14 protein-coding genes are annotated in these 18589 nt (G+C 64.9%); 5 read left to right on the forward strand and 9 right to left on the reverse strand.

Going from position 1 to position 18589, the window contains the following annotated elements:
• Nucleotides 1-2: 2 nt before the first annotated feature.
• From AC07Z7_RS13735 to AC07Z7_RS13755, 5 genes are all read left to right on the forward strand, one after another.
• Nucleotides 3-1859 (forward strand): AMP-dependent synthetase/ligase, encoded by a 1857-nt coding sequence (locus AC07Z7_RS13735; RefSeq protein ID WP_494766556.1) that lies wholly within the window; start codon nt 3-5, stop codon nt 1857-1859.
• A gap of 134 nt (nt 1860-1993) precedes the next feature.
• The gene (locus tag AC07Z7_RS13740) at nt 1994-3160 is read left to right on the forward strand and encodes an ABC transporter substrate-binding protein (protein WP_494766557.1); all 1167 of its coding nucleotides are present in this window, start codon (nt 1994-1996) and stop codon (nt 3158-3160) included.
• Nucleotides 3161-3291: 131 nt separating this feature from the next.
• Nucleotides 3292-4458, forward strand: a complete 1167-nt coding sequence (locus tag AC07Z7_RS13745; RefSeq protein WP_494766558.1) for an acyl-CoA dehydrogenase family protein — start codon at nt 3292-3294, stop codon at nt 4456-4458.
• Nucleotides 4459-4536: 78 nt separating this feature from the next.
• Complete coding sequence (locus tag AC07Z7_RS13750; protein WP_094288803.1) at nt 4537-5742, forward strand: acetyl-CoA C-acetyltransferase; 1206 nt, start codon at nt 4537-4539, stop codon at nt 5740-5742.
• A gap of 22 nt (nt 5743-5764) precedes the next feature.
• Nucleotides 5765-7936 (forward strand): 3-hydroxyacyl-CoA dehydrogenase NAD-binding domain-containing protein, encoded by a 2172-nt coding sequence (locus tag AC07Z7_RS13755; RefSeq protein WP_494766559.1) that lies wholly within the window; start codon nt 5765-5767, stop codon nt 7934-7936.
• A gap of 31 nt (nt 7937-7967) precedes the next feature.
• On the opposite strand, the gene AC07Z7_RS13760 is transcribed toward AC07Z7_RS13755, so the two are convergent.
• The 9 genes from AC07Z7_RS13760 to AC07Z7_RS13800 all read right to left on the reverse strand — a co-directional run.
• The gene (locus tag AC07Z7_RS13760; protein WP_422848685.1) at nt 7968-8753 is read right to left on the reverse strand and encodes an HIRAN domain-containing protein; all 786 of its coding nucleotides are present in this window, start codon (nt 8751-8753) and stop codon (nt 7968-7970) included.
• The gene (locus tag AC07Z7_RS13765) at nt 8750-9673 is read right to left on the reverse strand and encodes a HipA domain-containing protein (RefSeq protein ID WP_494766560.1); all 924 of its coding nucleotides are present in this window, start codon (nt 9671-9673) and stop codon (nt 8750-8752) included. Before AC07Z7_RS13765 ends, AC07Z7_RS13760 begins: the two co-directional genes overlap by 4 nt.
• A 50-nt stretch (nt 9674-9723) precedes the next feature.
• Nucleotides 9724-10605, reverse strand: a complete 882-nt coding sequence (locus AC07Z7_RS13770; RefSeq protein ID WP_494766561.1) for a beta-keto acid cleavage family enzyme — start codon at nt 10603-10605, stop codon at nt 9724-9726.
• A gap of 18 nt (nt 10606-10623) precedes the next feature.
• A complete protein-coding gene (locus AC07Z7_RS13775; protein WP_494766562.1) occupies nt 10624-11796 on the reverse strand; it encodes an acyl-CoA dehydrogenase family protein in 1173 nt (390 codons plus the stop codon).
• Nucleotides 11793-13742 carry an acetyl/propionyl/methylcrotonyl-CoA carboxylase subunit alpha gene (locus AC07Z7_RS13780; RefSeq protein WP_494766563.1) on the reverse strand — a complete coding sequence of 650 codons (1950 nt, stop codon included), beginning with the start codon at nt 13740-13742 and terminating at the stop codon, nt 11793-11795. The genes AC07Z7_RS13775 and AC07Z7_RS13780 overlap by 4 nt, the downstream gene beginning before the upstream one ends.
• Before the next feature lie 109 nt (nt 13743-13851).
• Nucleotides 13852-14661, reverse strand: a complete 810-nt coding sequence (locus AC07Z7_RS13785) for an enoyl-CoA hydratase/isomerase family protein (protein ID WP_494766564.1) — start codon at nt 14659-14661, stop codon at nt 13852-13854.
• A gap of 1 nt (nt 14662) precedes the next feature.
• Nucleotides 14663-15841, reverse strand: a complete 1179-nt coding sequence (locus tag AC07Z7_RS13790; RefSeq protein ID WP_291504824.1) for an acyl-CoA dehydrogenase family protein — start codon at nt 15839-15841, stop codon at nt 14663-14665.
• Nucleotides 15842-15894: 53 nt separating this feature from the next.
• Entirely contained in the window at nt 15895-17025 is a 1131-nt protein-coding gene (locus tag AC07Z7_RS13795; RefSeq protein ID WP_494766565.1) for a DNA alkylation repair protein, read from the reverse strand.
• A gap of 23 nt (nt 17026-17048) precedes the next feature.
• Nucleotides 17049-18589 (reverse strand): acyl-CoA carboxylase subunit beta (locus AC07Z7_RS13800; RefSeq protein ID WP_494766566.1); only part of this gene is annotated, 1541 nt, incomplete at its 5' end.

Genomic DNA, 18589 nt, shown 5'->3' on the forward strand with positions numbered 1-18589 from the left:
ACATGAGCAATCTCTGGGACCTCGATCACATCCAGCCCGCAGGCACCGACGTGCTGGCAGGCGACACCATCGCCGCCATGTTCTGGAACGCCGTGGCCGAGCGTGGCCCGCGCGTTTGGATGCGCCAGAAGGAGCTGGGCATCTGGAAGAGCTGGACCTGGGACCAGACGGCCGAGGCTGTGCGCGAGATCGCGGGCGGCCTGATGTCACTGGGGTTTGCGCCGGGTGAGTGCGCATCCATCCTGTCCAACACCAACATCGAATGGGTACTGGCCGACCTGGCCGTGCTGAGCTGCGGCGGCGTGGCCAACGGCATCTACCCCACCGACGCTGCCGCGCAGGTGCACTACCTGAGCGAAGACTCGCGCACCACGGTGTTGTTTGTGGAGGACGACGAGCAGCTCGACAAGGCGCTGGAGGTGCGCGGCCAGTTGCCGCTGCTGCGCAAGATCGTCGTGTTCGACATGGAGGGCCTGCGCGGCCTGAACGACCCCGATGTGCTGAGCCTGGCGAACCTGCGCGAGCTGGGCCGCGCCTGGAACGCCCAGCACCCCGATGCGCTGATGCAGCGCGTCAAGGCCTGCCGCCCCGACGATGTGGCCATCCTGGTCTACACCTCGGGCACCACCGGCAAGCCCAAGGGCGCCATGCACACACACGCCGCACTCACCTACACCGTGCGCGGCTACAACACGCTGATATCGCGCAGCGAGGCGGACGAGACCATGTGTTTTCTGCCGCTGTGCCACATTGCCGAGCGCATGGGCGGCGAGTACTTCTCGCTCTACACCGGCGCGCGCCTGAACTTTGTGGAGAACCCCGACACCGTGCCCGAGAACGTGCGCGAGATCGCGCCCACGGTGTTCACGGCCGTGCCGCGCGTGTGGGAGAAGTTCTACTCCGGCGTGATGATTGCCCTGAAGGAATCCACGCGGCTGCAGCAGGCGGCCTATGCCTGGTCCATCGGCGTCGGCACACGCATTGCCGACCTGGTGCTGGCGGGCCAGCCGGTGGGCGGGTTGCTGAAGCTGCAGTTCCAGCTGGCGCGCTGGCTGGCACTCAACAACGTGCGCAAGCTCATCGGCATCCACCGCGCGCGTTTTCTCGTCACCGGCGCCGCGCCCATCTCGCCCGAGCTGGTGAAGTGGTACCTGGCACTGGGTGTGCCCATGCTGGAGGTATGGGGCATGACCGAAACCTGCGGCGCCGCCACCGGCGTGCCTGCAACGCGCATCAAGCCCGGCTCCATCGGCCCGGCCGCCAGCTACAACGAGGTGCGCATCGACCCCGCCACGGGCGAGATCCTGGTGCGCGGCCCCAACGTGTTCAAGGGCTACCTCAACCTGCCTGAAAAGACCGCCGAAACCATCGACGCCGACGGCTGGCTGCACACGGGCGATGTGGGCGCCATCGACGCCGACGGCTACCTGCGCATCACCGACCGCATGAAGGACATCATCATCACGGCGGGTGGCAAGAACATCACGCCCAGCGAGCTGGAGAACGAACTCAAGTTCAGCCCCTACGTGACCGACGCCGTGGTGATTGGCGACAAGCTGCCCTACCTCACGGTGATCATCATGATCGACCAGGAGAACGTGGAGAAGTTTGCGCAGGACCACGACGTGCCCTTCAGCAACTACGCCAGCCTGACCCGTGCGCGCGAGGTGCAGGATTTGATCCAGGCCGAAATCGACCGTGTGAATGCCAAGTTCGCCCGCGTGGAGCAGATCAAGAAGTTCTTCCTGCTCGACACCCAGCTCACGGCCGAGGATGAAGAGCTGACGCCCACCATGAAGCTCAAGCGCAAGCTGGTGCAGCAAAAGTACGCCCCCCAGATCGAGGCCATGTACCGGTAGGCGCGCGCGGCACGCAAACCCAACCAAACCCAAACCAACCCCGTCAGGATAGGGAAAGTGCTGGTGCCCCACCCCGGGCATCGTTCTATAACGAGCGATCGTTTTTGTTTCGATCCAACCGAAGGAGACGTGCCATGAAGTTTCATCACATCGCCGCGCTGGCCCTCGTGGCCATGGCCGGTGCCTCCGCCCAAGCCCAGCCCAGCCAGGGCGTGAGCAAGGACACCATCACGCTGGGCTCCATCCAGGATCTTTCCGGCCCGCTGGCAGGGTTTGGCAAGCAGGTGCGGCTGGGCATGATGCTGCGCGTGGACGAAGCCAACGAGCAGGGCGGCATCAATGGCCGCAAGCTGGACCTGAAGGTGGAAGATTCAGGCTACGACCCCAAGAAAGCCGTGCTGGCCGCACAGAAGCTGGTCAACCAGGACAAGATTTTCATCATGGTGGGCCACATCGGCACGGCCCAGAATCTGGCGGCCATGCCCGTGCAGTTCAGCAAGAACGTGATCAACTTCTTCCCCATCACCGCCGCGCGGGAAATGTACGAGCCCTTCCACAAGCTCAAGTATTCGTTTGCCGCCACCTACTACGACCAGATCCGCCTGGCCGCACCCAAGCTCATCAAGGAAAAAGGCGCCAAGAAGATCTGCACCATCTACCAGGACGATGAGTTCGGCCTGGAAGTGATGCGCGGCGGCGAAGCCGCGCTCAAGTCCATCGGCATGGAGTTCGCCGAGAAGACCTCGTACAAGCGCGGCGCTACCGATTTTTCGTCGCAGGTCGCCAAGATGAAGTCTTCGGAATGCGACTTCGTGATCCTGGGCACCATCATTCGCGAGACCATCGGCACGATTGGCGAGGCGCGCAAGACGGGCTTCAACCCCACCTTCCTGGGCTCCAGCGCTGCCTACACCGACCTCATCCACAAGCTGGGCGGCAAGCCCATGGACGGCCTGTACGCCACCATGACGGTGCAGCACCCCTACCTGGACGAGGCCAGCCAGCCCATCCGCTTCTGGGCCAACAAGTACAAGACCAAGTTCAACGAAGACCCCACCGTCTTCTCGGTCTATGGCTACAACGCGGTCGATGCCTTCATCAAGGCGGCACAGAAGGCGGGCCCCAACCTGAGCACCGACAGCTTCATCAAGGCCATGGACACGATGGTGATTCCACCCGACATGTTCGGCAGCGCCGAAGCCACCTTTGGCCCGCAAAAGCGCCTGGGCAGCGACCTCTCGCGCCTGTCACAGATCACCGACAGCAAGTGGAAGGTGGTGTCGGACTACGTCAAGCCATGAGGACCTGAGCGCCCTCACCCCAGCCGCCTTCGGGCGGCTTTTTGCATTTCAGGGGGTGCGTTCCGGCGGCGTCGATGGCAAAATGATTTTAACCAAGCAGTAACTTTGCATAAATAGGATCGAGCAGCACCATGATCGAACGCACCCTCTTCCAGCCCGACCACCAGGCCTTTGCCGACAGCTTCCGCCGCTTTATCGAGAAAGAGGTGACGCCCCACCACGCCGACTGGGAAGACCAGGGCTATGTGGCGCGCGAGGTGTGGAGCCAGGCGGGCGCCAACGGCTTTCTGTGCATGAGCCTGCCCGAGGAATACGGCGGCGCCGGGGCCGACAAACTGTATTCGGTGGCGCAGATGGAAGAGCTGGCGCGTGCAGGCACCACCGGCATAGGCTTTGGTCTGCACAGCGAGATCGTGGCGCCGTACATCCTGCACTACGGCACCGAGGCACAAAAGCGCAAGTACCTGCCGCAGATGGCCAGCGGCGCCGTGGTGGGCGCCATCGCCATGAGCGAGCCTGCTGCGGGCAGCGACCTGCAGGGCATCAAGACCACGGCCATCAAGAGTGCAGATGGATCGCACTACGTGCTCAACGGCAGCAAGACCTTCATCACCAACGGCTGGCATGCCGACCTGGTGATCGTGGTCGCCAAGACCGACCCGGCCGCAGGTGCCAAGGGCACCAGCCTGTTGTTGGTCGAACGCGGCATGCCCGGCTTTGAAAAGGGCCAGCGCCTCAAGAAGATGGGCATGAAGGCGCAAGACACCTCCGAGCTGTTCTTCAACGACGTGAAGGTGCCCGCCGAGAATCTGCTGGGCGGGCCCGCCATGGAAGGGCGCGGCTTCATCTGCCTGATGGAGCAGCTGCCATGGGAGCGCCTGCAGATCGCCATCACCGCCGTGGCTGCGGCCCAGGCCGCGATTGACTGGACGCTGGACTACGTCAAAGAGCGCAAGGTCTTCGGCCAGCCCGTCGCATCGTTCCAGAACACCCGCTACACCCTGGCCGAACTGCAAACCGAGGTGCAGGTGGCCCGCGTGTTTGTGGACAAATGCTGCGAGCTGATCGTGAAAGACCAACTCGACACCCAGACCGCCAGCATGGCCAAGTACTGGACGACCGATCTGCAGTGCAAGGTGATGGACGAATGTGTGCAGCTATTCGGCGGCTACGGCTATATGTGGGAATACCCCATCACCCGCGCCTACGCCGACGCGCGCGTGCAGCGCATCTACGGCGGCACCAACGAGATCATGAAAGAAGTCATCTCACGCGGCATGGGCCTGCCAGCGCGTTGATGCTCCATTTTTTATAGCTATCAGCGCTTGATGGACGCGCGCAAACGGCCAATTTCATTCAAATCTGGAGACCACACCATGACCGAAGCCTATGTTTTCGACGCGCTGCGCACCCCGCGCGGCAAGGGCAAGAAGGACGGCACCCTGCACGAGGTCAAGCCCATCGACTTGCTGGTGGGCCTGCTGACTGAGTTGCAGGCGCGCCACCGCTTTGATACCGCAGCGGTGGACGATGTGGTCATGGGCATCGTCTCACCCGTGGGCGAGCAGGGCTCGGTTTTACCGAAGGTGGCGGCGCTCAAGGCCGGGTGGGACTTTCGCTGCGCGGGTGTGCAGGTCAACCGCTTCTGCGCCTCGGGCCTCGAAGCCGTGAACCTGGCCGCGCAGAAGGTGCGCAGCGGCTGGGAAGACCTGGTGGTGGCGGGCGGCGTGGAGAGCATGAGCCGCGTGCCCATTGGCTCCGACGGCGGCGCCTGGGCGCAAGACCCGGAGACCAACTCCGCCACGCTGTTCGTGCCCCAGGGCATCGGCGCCGACCTGATCGCCACGCTGGACGGATACACCCGCGCCGACGTGGACGCCTTCGCGCTCGAATCCCAACGCCGCGCCACCGCTGCGCGCGCAGCGGGCTACTTCAAGAATTCGGTCGTACCCGTGCGCGACTTCATCGGCCAGACCATCCTGGCGGAAGACGAATTCATCAAACCCAAGACCACGCTGGAGGGCCTGGGTGCCCTCAAGCCCTCGTTCGAGCAACTGGGCGGCATGGGCTTTGACGCCGTGGCGCTGCAGCGCTACCCGCAGGTGGAGCGCATCCACCATGTGCACCACGCGGGCAACTCATCGGGCATTGTGGACGGCGCAGCCGCCGTGCTGATCGGCAACGAGGCCGCCGCCAAGGCACATGGCCTCACACCGCGCGCACGCATCGTGGCCACGGCGCTCAGCGGCGCCGACCCCACCATCATGCTCACCGGCCCCGTGCCCGCTGCCAAGAAGGCGCTGGCCCGCGCGGGCATGACCATTGACCAGATCGACCTGTTCGAAGTGAACGAGGCCTTTGCCGCCGTGCCCATGCGCTTCATGCGCGAGCTTGGCGTACCGCACGACAAGGTCAACGTGAACGGCGGCGCCATCGCCATGGGCCACCCGCTGGGCGCCACGGGCGCCATGATCCTCGGCACCCTGATTGACGAACTGCACCGCCGGGGCCAGCGCTATGGCCTGGCCACGCTGTGCGTGGGCGGCGGCATGGGCATTGCCACCATCGTTGAACGTATCTGAACGGGCAGGAGACAAGAACATCATGCAAACCATCCGCTACGAACTCATCCCCGCCCAGGGCACCGAAGGTCAGGTCGCCGTCATCACGTTTGACGAAACCAACTCCCCCGTCAACACCATGTGCCGCCAGTGGCAGCAAGAGCTGGGCGAGGTCACCGCCCAAGTGCTGGGCGACCGCGAACGCCTGGGCGCCGCGCTCAAAGGCATCGTGCTCGCATCGGCCAAGACCAGCTTCTTTGCCGGTGCCGACCTCAAGGCCACCATGCGCCTCACACCCGCCGATGCACCCAACGCGTTTGGCGAGATCGAGCGCATGAAGAAGCACTTCCGCACGCTCGAAACCCTGGGCATCCCCGTGGTGGCCTGCCTCAACGGCGCGGCGCTGGGTGGCGGCTGGGAAGTCGCCCTGGTGGCCCACTACCGCATCGCCGTGGCCGACCCCAAGATCCAGTTCGGTTTGCCCGAGGTCACGCTGGGCCTGATGCCGGGCGCCACCGGCGTGACCAAGATGACGCGCCTGCTGGGCCTGATGGGCGCGCAGCCCTACATCCTGGAAGGCAAGCTCTTCAACCCCGCCGAAGCGCTGGAGCTGCAACTGGTGCACGAGCTGGTGGCTACGCGCGAGCAACTGCTGCCCGCCGCCCTGGCCCACATCGCCACCCACCCGCACGCCGTGCAGCCGTGGGACGATAAGAATTACAAAATGCCCGGCGGCACACCCGCCAACCCCAAGATCGCTGGCGCCCTCACCGTGGCGCCCGCCATGCTCAAGAAGACCACGCGCGGCCGCTACCCCGCGCCCGAGGCGGCGCTGGCCGCCATGGTCGAAGGCGCCATGGTGGACTACGACACCGCCCTGCGCATCGAAAGCCGCTACCTCGCCCGCCTGATGACCGGCCCCGTGGCGCGCAACATGATCAACACGTTCTTCTTCGACATGAACGCGATCAAGAGCGGCAAGTCGCGCCCGGGCTCAGCCCCACGCTACAAGCCGCAAAAGGTCGGCATCCTGGGCGCTGGCATGATGGGCGCGGGCATCGCCTGGGCCCAGGCCAGCCGGGGCATCGCCACCGTGCTCAAGGACGTGAGCGCGGAGAAGGCCGAGGCCGGCAAGGCCTACAGCGCCAAGCTCACCCAGGCCCGCGTGGACAAGGGCCGCATGACGGCCGAAGCGCAGCAGGCGCTGCTCTCGCGCATCACGCCCACCGCCAGCGCGGCCGACCTGGCGGGCTGCGACCTCATCATCGAAGCCGTGTTTGAAAACCGCGACCTCAAGGCCAAAGTCACACAAGAGGCCGAGCCGCAGCTGGCGCCCGGCGGCTTCTTTGCCAGCAACACCTCCACCCTGCCCATCAGCGGCCTGGCCACGGCCAGCAGCCGGCCCGAGAAGTTTGTCGGCATTCACTTCTTCAGCCCCGTGGACAAGATGAAGCTGGTGGAGATCATTCGCGGCAAACAGACGGACGACGAAACCGTGGCCCGCGCGTTCGACTACGTGCAGGCCCTGGGCAAGGTGCCCATCGTGGTCAACGACTCACGCGGCTTCTACACCAGCCGCACCTTCGGCACCTTTGTGATGGAAGGCGCCGCCATGCTGGGCGAAGGCATCCCCGCCGCCGCCATTGAAAACGCCGCCATGCAGGCCGGCCTGCCCGTAGGCCCGCTGGCAGTGCTGGACGAAACCGCACTGACCTTGAGCGTGCACGTGCTGGACCAGACCCGCGCCGACTACTCGGCCGAAGGCAAGACCTACACCGCCACACCTGGCGAGCTGCTGGTGGAGCGCATGGTCAAGGAGTTGAAGCGCCCCGGCCGCGCGGGTGGCGGCGGCTTTTATGACTACCCCGCAGGCGCCAAGAAGCACCTGTGGCCGGAGCTGAAACCCCTGTTCGAAAAGCCCGGCGTGAAATGGAGCGTGCAGGAGATCCAGGACCGCCTGCTCTACCGCCAGGCCATCGAGACTGCGCGTTGCCTGGCCGAGGGTGTGCTGACCAGCGTGCATGACGCGAACATTGGGTCGATCTTTGGGATTGGGTTTCCGGCGTGGACGGGGGGGGCGATGCAGTTTATTTATGGAACTGGGGTGGAGGCGTTCCTTCAGCGTGCGAAAGAGTTGTCAGCGTGTTTCGGACAGGGCTTTACCGTAAGTGAAAACCTAGCTTCAACTCTCGAACAATACCGCCCTAGTTATTGATGTAAATGATGGGCAGACTCAGAGCCACTACTTAGATATCCAAAACCGTACGAGAAAAGATCTCTGCCGACATCTTTTCCGTCCCTACATTAGTTAGAGGATGGAAATCCGACACATCGTCCAATAGATCAAACCCGGCTGGGATAGGCGCTTCAATAGCCAAGAGCAGCTTCATATCCAAGGGGGCGTCATGGTTGACTCTTTGAATGGTTAGCCTCACATCTTGTGGGGCACGATCCAAGAGACGTCCAATGCCTTTGCAATAGTAGCGGGGCACATAGCCAACAAGTACGGTTGTCTGTTCAACGGTACGGATGGCGAGGGCGCCTCCATCCTTCTCGTTCTGAACATCCTTCATCAGAACCAACGGGGCGCCATCTCTTTGCTCATAGAGCAACTGAATAGATGCTGCTGGTAGATACCTCAGGCCTCTAGGGAAAAATCTCAGTCGAAGCGTCTCACCGTCAGAGACTGGAGGCGCAACCAACTCAAAACTGTCTGTTGCACGTGCTCCTCCAGAAATGGCGAGTACCTCAAGAAGATTTTTTGGTGCGCTCTCCAGCCCTAGCCATCTCAGGTAGTCGCGATACTCTGGACGAGATTTGGCGATCAACCTATTCGCAAAAAATGGGAAGAGCCCACTAGAGTGGTAAATCTTATCGAGGGCTTGCATGCGACCGAAGCCGACAAACCCAGGCACTCGAGTCGCGCCTTGTGTATAGCGGAGCTCATACCCCTCACTTAACTGCGTGAGTTCCGCGACAGGCACCCACTCGCGCGAATCTAAGTTCTGAGCAGCAACGAAAAGACGGTTCATGAAAAAAAAGCCTGCAAAATTCGATGACGATTCAGTAGAAGCAACTGGCTGGTGAAAATTCTTGCTGGCTCGGACATCCAGTCACCAGGAACTTTTCGAACGATTGACTCTATTTGAGCATCGTCTATTGCACGCAAACGTTCGCACCACTCTGTAGCGGCAGCAGGACTTTGACTTGCCGCTTGCAGAAAGGCATCAAGCGTAAACAAGGCTGGAACTTTCCCTTGTGCTCCAGCGGGAAAGAATCCGCTTCGAGCTTGGCAGACAAACCTGGAGATATGGCGAGGCAAATCTTTGGTGGTCAGCCTTTCCAATCTCCGCGCATCAGGCTCGTTGCGGGCCATGCTCGAACCGTGATCAAAGCTTGGTGACAGAAAGAGATTGCCATCATTCATTCTCAGCACGCCCCAGTTCTCATCGTGCCGATCCTGATTCGCAATCCACGCGTCGAACATGAGATAGCCAATAAAAAAATCAAGGGCGGTTTGAAGCCTGGGTGATGTCGCCCAGCCATAAGGAGCACCCAGAAAATCTGTGCTACTCCTGAAGTAAGCAAGGACGCGCCGTAGGGTGTGGCTACTGTTCCTATACGCTCCACCGTCACGAGACGCATAGTCAGTGGTGAAGGAGGCTAGAAGTTCGTTGCCATGGATCACACGAGCACCACGATCTACAAGTGACCTTGTAATTACTCCTGACCGACCTTCATAGCGAGCAAATTCATAATTTGCATGGGGCAAATGAAGACTGCGGGCGAGTTCGCATGCGATCTTCTCCGCCCAATTCTCTCCCGTATTTGGACGCCCCTCTTTGAAAAGGGTCATACCGAAAGTCGGGTCTTGATACCAGAACTTGTATTTCGTCCCAAGCGGTTCAGTCGATTGAGCGGCCCCTTGAGGAATTTCATGGATGTCAAACACGCTCCAAGTCTACAGACTTGGGGGACTATGAGCGCGAAACTCAGACCAACCTACGCAAGCCCCAACATCCCCCGCGCCTCCTGCGGCGAAGCCACCTCCCGCCCCGCGTTGCGCGCGTACTCCGCCAACTGCTCAATCAACGGCCCGTTCGAATCTGCCTTGGTCCCATCCGGAAGATAGAACGTATCTTCCAGCCCCGTGCGCAAATGCCCGCCCAGTTCGGCCACGCGCTGGTGCACGGGCCAGATCTCGCTGCGGCCGATGACGGTGGCTTGCCAGGGGGCGTCCTTGATCTTGAGCTTGAGCAGGATGGGCAGCAGGTCAGGGTCGGCCGGCATGCCGGATTCGACGCCCATCACGAAGTTGTATTCGGGCAGGCGCTCGGTGTACATGCCAGTCTGCACATACATCTCCACGCAGCGCACGATGCCCACGTCGAAGCACTCGAACTCGGGCAGCGTGCCGGTTTCCAGCATCACGTCAATGAAGTCCTTGACCTTGGCGGGCTGGTTGTCGAACAGCATGGGGGGCCAGGCCCAGGTTCCGTTGCTGCGCACCTTCAGGTAGTTGAGCGAGCCGGCGTTGCACGCGGCCATCTCGGGGCGGGTGGCGCGCAGGCAATCCAGCGGGCCCTGGTAGTTGGGGCCGACCACGCCGGTGGTCTGGTTGATGATCAAACCCGGGCAGGCCTCGCGCATGGCCTGCACGCAGTCGCGCGCCACCTGAGGGTCCCAGCTGGGCAGGTGGCCCTTGCCGGGCTCCTGGTTGCGAAAGTGCACATGGACCACGGCAGCGCCAGCGTCGTAGGCGCGGCGGGCTTCTCTCGCCAACTGCTCGGGCGTGACGGGCACGTGGTGCTGGCCGGGGTCGGTCAGCACGCCGGTGACGGCGCAGGTGATGATGGCTTTGTTGCCGTGGTCAGTGCTTTGCATGGTGGCTGTCCCCTTCATTCAAATGCCGAGCTGTTTCGCAGCCAGGTCTTTCATGATTTCTTCCGCACCGCCGCCGATCATCATGACCTTGACCTCGCGGTAGATGCGCTCGCTGACGGTGCCGCGCATGAAGCCCATGCCGCCCAGGATCTGCACGGCCTGGTCGGCGCAGAACTGCATGGTTTGGGTGGCGTGGTTCTTGAGCAGGCACACCTGCGCGACCCACTCGGGACCGGTGCGCCCCGCGTCGGCCTGCGCGGCCACGGACTCGCACCACGCGGCGGTGGACTGGATGCGCATCTGCATGTCCACCAGCTTGTGGCGGATGACCTGGTGCTCGACCAGCGCGGCGCCAAAGGTCTTGCGCTGGCGGGCCCAGCCCAGGGCCTCGTCGTAGCAGGCCTCGGCAAAGCCCAGGGCCGATGCAGCCAGGCCAAAACGCTCGCCGTTGAAGTTGGCCATGATGATGCGAAAGCCCGCGCCCTCTTCGCCCAGCAGGTAGCGGGCGGGCACACGGACGTTGTCAAAACGCAGGTGGGCAGTGTCGGAGCAGAGCCAGCCCATCTTGTCGAGCTTGCTGCGCGACAGGCCTGCGCTGTGGCCGGAGATGAGCAGCATGGAGATGCCTGCGCTGCCCTTGCTTCCCGGCTCGCCGGTGCGCACCGCCACGGTGATCCAGTCCGCGCGCATGCCCGACGTGATGAACACCTTTTCGCCGTTGACGATGTAGTCATCGCCCTCGCGCCGCGCGGTGGTCTTGAGCTGGGCTACGTCGGACCCGCCCCCGGGTTCGGTAATCGCCAGTGCGGCAATCTGCTCGCCCGCCAGCACGGGCGGGATGACCTCGGCACGCACCGCGTCGCTGCCATGCGCCAGCACGGGCGGCAGGCCGATGTTGTGCGAGAACAGGCTGGCCAGCACGCCACCGCTGGCGCCGTGGCGGCTGAGCGCTCGCCACAGCGGCAGGCGCAGCTGGTAGCTGGCGGGCGTGCCGCCGTACTGCTCGGGGTAGCCCAAGCCCAGCAGGCCCAGGTCGGCTGCGCGGCGGTACAGGCTGCGAGGGAATTCACCGGCCGCGTCCCACGCGTCCACATGCGGCGCGATCTCGGCGCGGGCAAAGCGGGTGACGGTGTCGGTGAGCGCGGTGCGGTCTTCTTCGCTCACTGAGGTCGCATTGGACGTGGCGTTCATGCTGGCGCTCCTTGCGTGGCGGGTGCAAAGCGGGCCAGCACCTGGCCGGGCGACACCTGCTGGCCGGGCGCTACCAGCAGCTCGGCCACCGTGGCGGCTGCGGGGCTGGCCAGGCTGTGTTCGAGCTTCATGGATTCGATGACCACCACCGTGTCGCCCGCCGCCAGCACCTGGCCTGCGGCCACGGGCAGCGCGACCACCTTGCCGTTGAAGGGTGCGCGTAACTCCGTCGCACCGCCCGCCGCACCCGCGCGCGCAGCGGGTTCCCACGATGCGTCTTCGACCCAGCCGTCCACACCGCCGGTTTGCCAGTGCCAGCGCCTCGGGCCCACCGCCACGCAGTGCACGCCGCGCTGGGGCAGTTGCAGCGTGGTGACCGTGGTGGTGGCGGGGTCTGCCCCAGCCTGCTCTACCTGCAGCCGCCCGCCGCCCAGCTCGCGCACGGCCACGGCGTGCACCTGGCCCTGGTGGCGCAGGCGCAGGGGGCGGGACAGCGCACAGGGCAGACTTTGCGCTGGGTTTGAAGAAAAAATAGCCTCCAGCGCAGATGGGACAAGCGCGAGCAGCTCTTTTTTCAATAGCATTTCCTGCACGTCTGCCGCGCGCTCCGCCAGAAACGGCACCAGCGCATGCCCGCTGGCAAACACCGGGTGTTGCAGGCAGGCCGCGAGAAACGCGCGGTTTGTCGGCAGGCCCATGACCCGCGTTTCGTTCAGCGCGCGCACCAGCGCAGCGATGGCCTCGGCCCGCGTGGGGGCGTGCACGATGAGCTTGCCCAGCATGGCGTCGTAGTGGGGCGTGACCTCTGCCCCCTCCTCCAGCGCGTGGTCAAAGCGCAGCGCGCCCGGCGCAGCCCGTTCAAACGCGGTGGCCGGAGGTGCGCTGAACTGCAGCACACGGCCGGTGTGGGGGCGGAAATGTGCGTCTTCGGCGCACAGGCGCACTTCGATGGCGTGGCCTTGCAGATGCACCTCATCTTGCGTGAGCGGCAGCGGCTCACCCCGCGCCACGCGGATTTGCCATTCCACCAGGTCCAGCCCCGTGAGCGCTTCGGTCACCGGATGCTCCACCTGCAGGCGGGTGTTCATCTCCATCAAGAAGAATTCAGCCCCATCCAGAAGGAATTCCACCGTGCCCGCACCCACATAGCCAGCGGCCTGCGCCAGCGCCACAGCGCAGGCGCCCATGCGCTCGCGCAGCGCGGCGTCCACGGCGGGGCTGGGGGACTCTTCAATGATCTTTTGGTGACGGCGCTGTACCGAGCAATCGCGCTCGCCCAGGTGGATGCACGCGCCGTGAGCGTCGGCAAAGATCTGCACCTCCACATGGCGCGGCTGCAACAGCGCGCGTTCGATCAGCAAGTCGCCACAGCCAAAGCCCACCAGTGCTTCGGACCGGGCGCTGGCGAGCGCGGCGGGCAACTGCGACAGGTCGGTGACCAGGCGCATGCCGCGCCCTCCTCCACCTGCCACGGCCTTGACCATGAGGGGGGTGCCGATGCGCGCGGCCTCGGCGGCAAAACGCTCGTCGCTCTGATCGTCGCCCGCATAGCCGGGCAGGCAGGGCACGCCGTGCGCATGGGCCAGAGCCTTGGCCCCCGACTTGCTGCCCAGCCCGCGGATGGCGCCGGGCGGCGGGCCGATCCAGGTCAGGCCCGCATCGACCACGGCCTGGGCAAAGTCCGCGTTCTCGCTGAGGAAGCCATAGCCGGGGTGCACCGCATCTGCGCCGGTGGCTCGGGCGGCGGCCAGCAGCTTGTCGGTGCTCAGGTAGGTGTCGGCGCTGGCCGCTCCGCCCAACGCTACGGCCTGGGTGGCCTCGCGCACGTGTTGGGCGTTGGCGTCGGGGTCGGAGTAGACGGCAACCGTTTCGATGCCCACGCGGTGGGCGGTGTGAATCACCCGGCGGGCGATTTCGCCGCGATTGGCGATCAGTATCTTTTTCATAGGCTGTGCCCTCGCTGCTCCATCGCCCGCCTGCACGCTTCGCGTGCGCGGGCAATTTGCTTCGCCATGCCTGCGGCATGAACGCCGCGATTGGCGATCAGTATCTTTTTCATGGCTTCGCACTCCAGGGCGGCGCCTTGCGCGCAGCAAACGCCGCCAGCCCTTGCGGCGCTTCGGGGCCACGCAGCGCTTGCGAAAAAGCAATTGCCGCTTCATCCAGCAGCGCGGGCAACGGCGTTTCTGCTTGGGCCAGCAACAAACGTTTGGTAGCGGCCACGGCCTGCGGCGCTGCGGCGGCGTGGCGTGCGATGGCTGCCTGCAAAGCGGCATTCATGTCGCCCTCCACCAGGTCATCGACCAGACCCAAGCGCTGGGCGGCAGCAGCATCCCAGCGCTCGCCGGTCAGCAAACACCGCCGCGCAGCAGACGGGCCAAGGCGCCTGACCACAAAGGGCGCGATCTGCGCAGGCACGATGCCCAACGTGACCTCGGGCGTGGCGAACTGCGCGCCGCTGTGTGCCAGCACCTGATCAGCGCAGCACACCAGACCAAAGCCGCCACCCATCGCAGCACCTTCGACCGCCACGATGAGCCACTGCGGCAACGCACACAGGGCCTGCAGCAACGCGCCAAAGCGGCGGTTCAGGGGCACCAGCGGGTCGGCTTCGCCGGCCGCCAGGGGCTGGCCGATGGTCTTGGCAAAGCCGCCCAGGCTTCCGCCCGCACAGAAGTGCCCACCGGCACCTCGTAGCACCACGCCACGCAAGACGGCATCGGCCGCTGCCCGTTCGCACGCGGCCAGCAGGGCGTCCACCATGGCTTCGGACAGCGCATTGCGGCTGGCCGGGTCGTTGAGCGTCCAGGTTTCCACGCTGCCGCTGGCCAGCGGCGCGCGGTCGATCAACAGCGAATCAGCCATGTCAGTGAGCGGGCCGCTTGGCGATGCCCATGAGCTTGGACAGGATGCCCAGCATCACTTCGTCCGCACCGCCGCCAATCGACGCCAGCCGCCCGTCGCGGTACATGCGCGAGACCTTGTTCTCGAGCGTAAAGCCCATGCCGCCCCAGAACTGCAGGCATGTGTCGGGCACCTCTCGGTTCAGGCGGCCGGCCTTGAGCTTGGCCATGCTGGCCAGCTCCAGCACGTCCTGCCCGTTCACATACAGGTCGCAGGCGCGGTAGGTGAGTGCGCGCAGGGCCTCGACCTCGGTCTTGAGCTCGGCCAGCTTGAACTGCACCCACTGCTGGTCGGCCAGCGTGCTGCCAAACAGCTTGCGCTCCTGCGCGTAGTCGATGGTCCACTGGATGCAGTGGTTCAGCGATTCGAGCGTGCTGGCGGCGCACCACAAGCGCTCTTCCTGGAACTGCTGCATCTGGTAGATGAAGCCCTGCCCCTCGGCACCGATGCGGTAACGCTGCGGCACGCGCACCTCGTCAAAGTAGATCAGGCCCGTGTCGCTGCTGTGCATGCCGATCTTGCGAATCTTCTGCGCCACCTCGATGCCCTTGGTGAGCTTGCCGCCGGGGCCATCCCGCATGGGCACCATCACCAGGCTTTTGTTCTTGTGCACGGGGCCTTCACCCGTGTTCACCAGCATGCACATCCAGTCGGCCTGCAGGCTGTTGGTGATCCACATCTTCTGGCCGGTGATCACGTAATCGTCGCCGTCCTTGCGCGCCACGCTCTTGATGCCCGACACATCGCTGCCCGCCGCAGGCTCGCTCACGCCAATGCAGCCCACCATGTCGCCCGCAATCGCAGGGGCCAGAAAGTTGCGCTTGAGTTCTTCGCTGCCGTAGCGCGCAAGCGCCGGGGTGCACATGTCGGTTTGCACGCCGATGGCCATGGGCACGCCGCCGCAGTGGATGTGGCCCAGTGCCTCGGCCATGGCGAGGCTGTACGAATAGTCCAGCCCCTGGCCGCCGTATTCCTCGGGCTTGCACAGGCCCAGCAGGCCCAGGTTGCCCATCTTCTTGAAGACCTCGTGCGCGGGGAAGATCTCGGCCGCCTCCCACTCGTCCACATGGGGGTTGATCTCTTCGTCGATGAAGCGCTTGAGGGTTTTCTGGATCTCGCGGTGCTCGTGTGTGAACTGCATGGTGCTTGTCTCCTGCTGTTGCGTTTGTACGTTTGTGTGCCTGCAAACCTCGATCACGAAAGCTGAAACTGCCCCAGCGGCTGTGGCCGCCCGTTGAGCACCAGCTCCACCTGGTGCGCGCCGGGGTAGTGGGTGCGTGTGGTCATCTGCTGCAGCGACAGCGTCTTGCCCACCGCTACGGTTGCGCCTGGCGAAATGTTCAGCGTCTGCAGCTTGAACACCTTGGGCGCCGCACCGCCGTGGGCCTTGACGTAGTGCACCTTCAGGTCGGCCAGCACGCGCTGGGGCTGGGGTGTGGGGTTGTGCAGTTCGACCTCGATGCGCACCTTGTCGCCGATGCGTGCGCGGGCGGGCAGCACGCGCGCGGCCCGCACATCCAGCGCCACGACATGGCCCACGCCCAGGGCATCGAGCGCGCCAGCGTCGCCGCGTTTGATGAGAAAACGCAGGCCGTGGCGCACCAGGGCCTCGCGCGGGGCGGGCGCGCCCTGCAGCCAGGTGCGCGCGGTACCCACGGCGAGGTCGGGGTGGTCCTTGGCGATGTCGCCCAGGTGGTTGGCGACAGAGCGGCGCACATAAGACGATGGGTCGTCCTTGAGCGCATCGAGCAGCGGCAGGGCCAGCTGCGGGTTGTTCTGGAATGCAGGCAAACGCGGCGCCCAGGGCAGGCGGGGCCGCGTGCCTTCGCTCACCAGACGGCGCACATGGGCGTTGCCGTCGTGCGCCCAGTCGCGCAGCCGCGCGAGCGTGGCGCCCTGGTGGTGCAGCAGGTAGGGGCGGATGCTGAACTCGGCGGTAAAGCGCTGGGTGAGCGCGTGCTGCGCGGCCATGGCCGCCTCGAAATGCGGCAGGCCGTGTGTACCGATGTAGATGCTGTGCGGCAGGTACAAAAAGGCGCTGTAGGGGCGGTCACCCGCGTCGGGCTCGCCCACCGCATCGAGGCCCATGGGTGGGTCCATCGATTCGACCAGCAAACCCAGCGCGCGCGGCACGTCCTGCGGCAGGTGTGTCTGCAGGGCCTGCGCAATGCGCTGGCCGCGCGCCATCAGCTCCAGCGATTCGTAGCCGGGCTGTACTTGCTGCAGAAACGCGGTGGTATCGAACTTGCGCCACGCACGGCGCACCATGGCCGCGATGCGCGACGGCACGGTGTCGTTGAGCAGGTATTTGAGAGGCTCGGCCATCGGGGAGATTGCGTGCGAAGCGATTACATCCGCGCCACGCCAAAGCTCAGGGGCCGCAGCGTGCGGGCCTGTGCCTCGGCGCAGGTGTCCAGGCAAAACGCCAGCACGGCCCGCGTGTCGCGCGGGTCGATCACGCCGTCGTCCAGCAGCAGGCCGCTGGTGTAGAACGCATCGGCCTGGGCCTCGAACATGGCGACGATCTTGTCGAACTGGGCTTGCGACTCGGCCGGGTCGGGCGTGATGCCTTTGCGCGCGAGCGCCGCCTCGGTCACGATCTGCATGGTGCGCGCGGCCTGCTCGCCGCCCATCACTGCTGTCTTGGCACCGGGCCAGCTGAACAGGAAGCGCGGCGCATAGCCCCGCCCGCACATGCCGTAGTTGCCCGCACCAAAGCTGGCGCCGCACTGGATGGTGATCTGCGGCACGGTGGCATTGGTCACGGCCTGGATCATCTTGCTGCCGTGCTTGATCATGCCGCCCTGCTCGCTGTCCTTGCCCACCATGTAGCCCGTGGTGTTCTGCAGGTAGATGATGGGGTGGCCCAGCTGGCACATCCACTGGATGAAGTGCGTAGCCTTGTTGGCGCCCGCCACGTCGATGGGGCCGTTGTTGCTGATGAAGCCCACGGCATGCCCCTGGATGTGGCCCTGGGCGCAGACGGTGGCCATGCCGTAGCGGGCCTTGAATTCGAGCAGTTCCGAGCCGTCCACCAGCCGCGCCATCACCTCGCGCATGTCCACGGGCTGGCGCAGGTCGGAAGACATCAGGGCCAGCAGGTCGTCGGCGGGCAAGGTGGGCCCGGGTGCGCTGGGTCGCTGGGCTACGCCCCACCCCAGCTGCGCCACCACATCGCGCGCCAGGCCAACGGCCTCGCGGTCGTCCTGCGCCAGGTATTCGCCCAGGCCCGAGACGGCGGTGTGCATCTCGGCACCGCCCAGTTCCTCTTCCGTCGCAATCTCGCCCGTCGCAGCCATGAGCAGCGGCGGTCCGGCCAGGAAGGCGCGCGAGCGGCCCTGCACCATGATCACCACATCCGACAAGCCGGGCATGTAGGCGCCGCCTGCGGTGCCCGAACCGTGCTGCACGGTAATCACCGGAATGCCCGCTGCCGACAGCCGCGCGAGGTTGCGGAACAGTGTGCCGCCGTGCACGAAGCCCTCCACCCGGTAGCGCATGAGGTTGGCACCTGCGCTCTCCACCAGATGGATGAACGGCAAGCGGTTTTGCAGCGCGATCTCCTGCACGCGCAAGATCTTTTCCAGGCCCATGGGCTGGATGGCACCGGCCTCGATGCCTGAGTCGCTGGCCACCACCATGCAGCGCACACCGCTGACAAAGCCGATGCCCGCGACCATGCCACCACCGGGCACGGACTTCTGGGGGTCTTTCACGTCCTGCAGGTAGCCCGCCAGTGTGCACAGCGGCAACCAGGGCGCACCGGTATCCAGCAGCAGCGCCACACGCTGGCGCGGCAGCAGCTGGCCGCGTTTGTCAAACTGGGGCAGCGACCGGGCCGAGGCGGCGGCGGCGCGCTCTTCCAACGCGCGCAGGGCGTCCAGCCGGG

It is taken from the genome of Acidovorax sp. GW101-11A03, assembly GCF_059424825.1.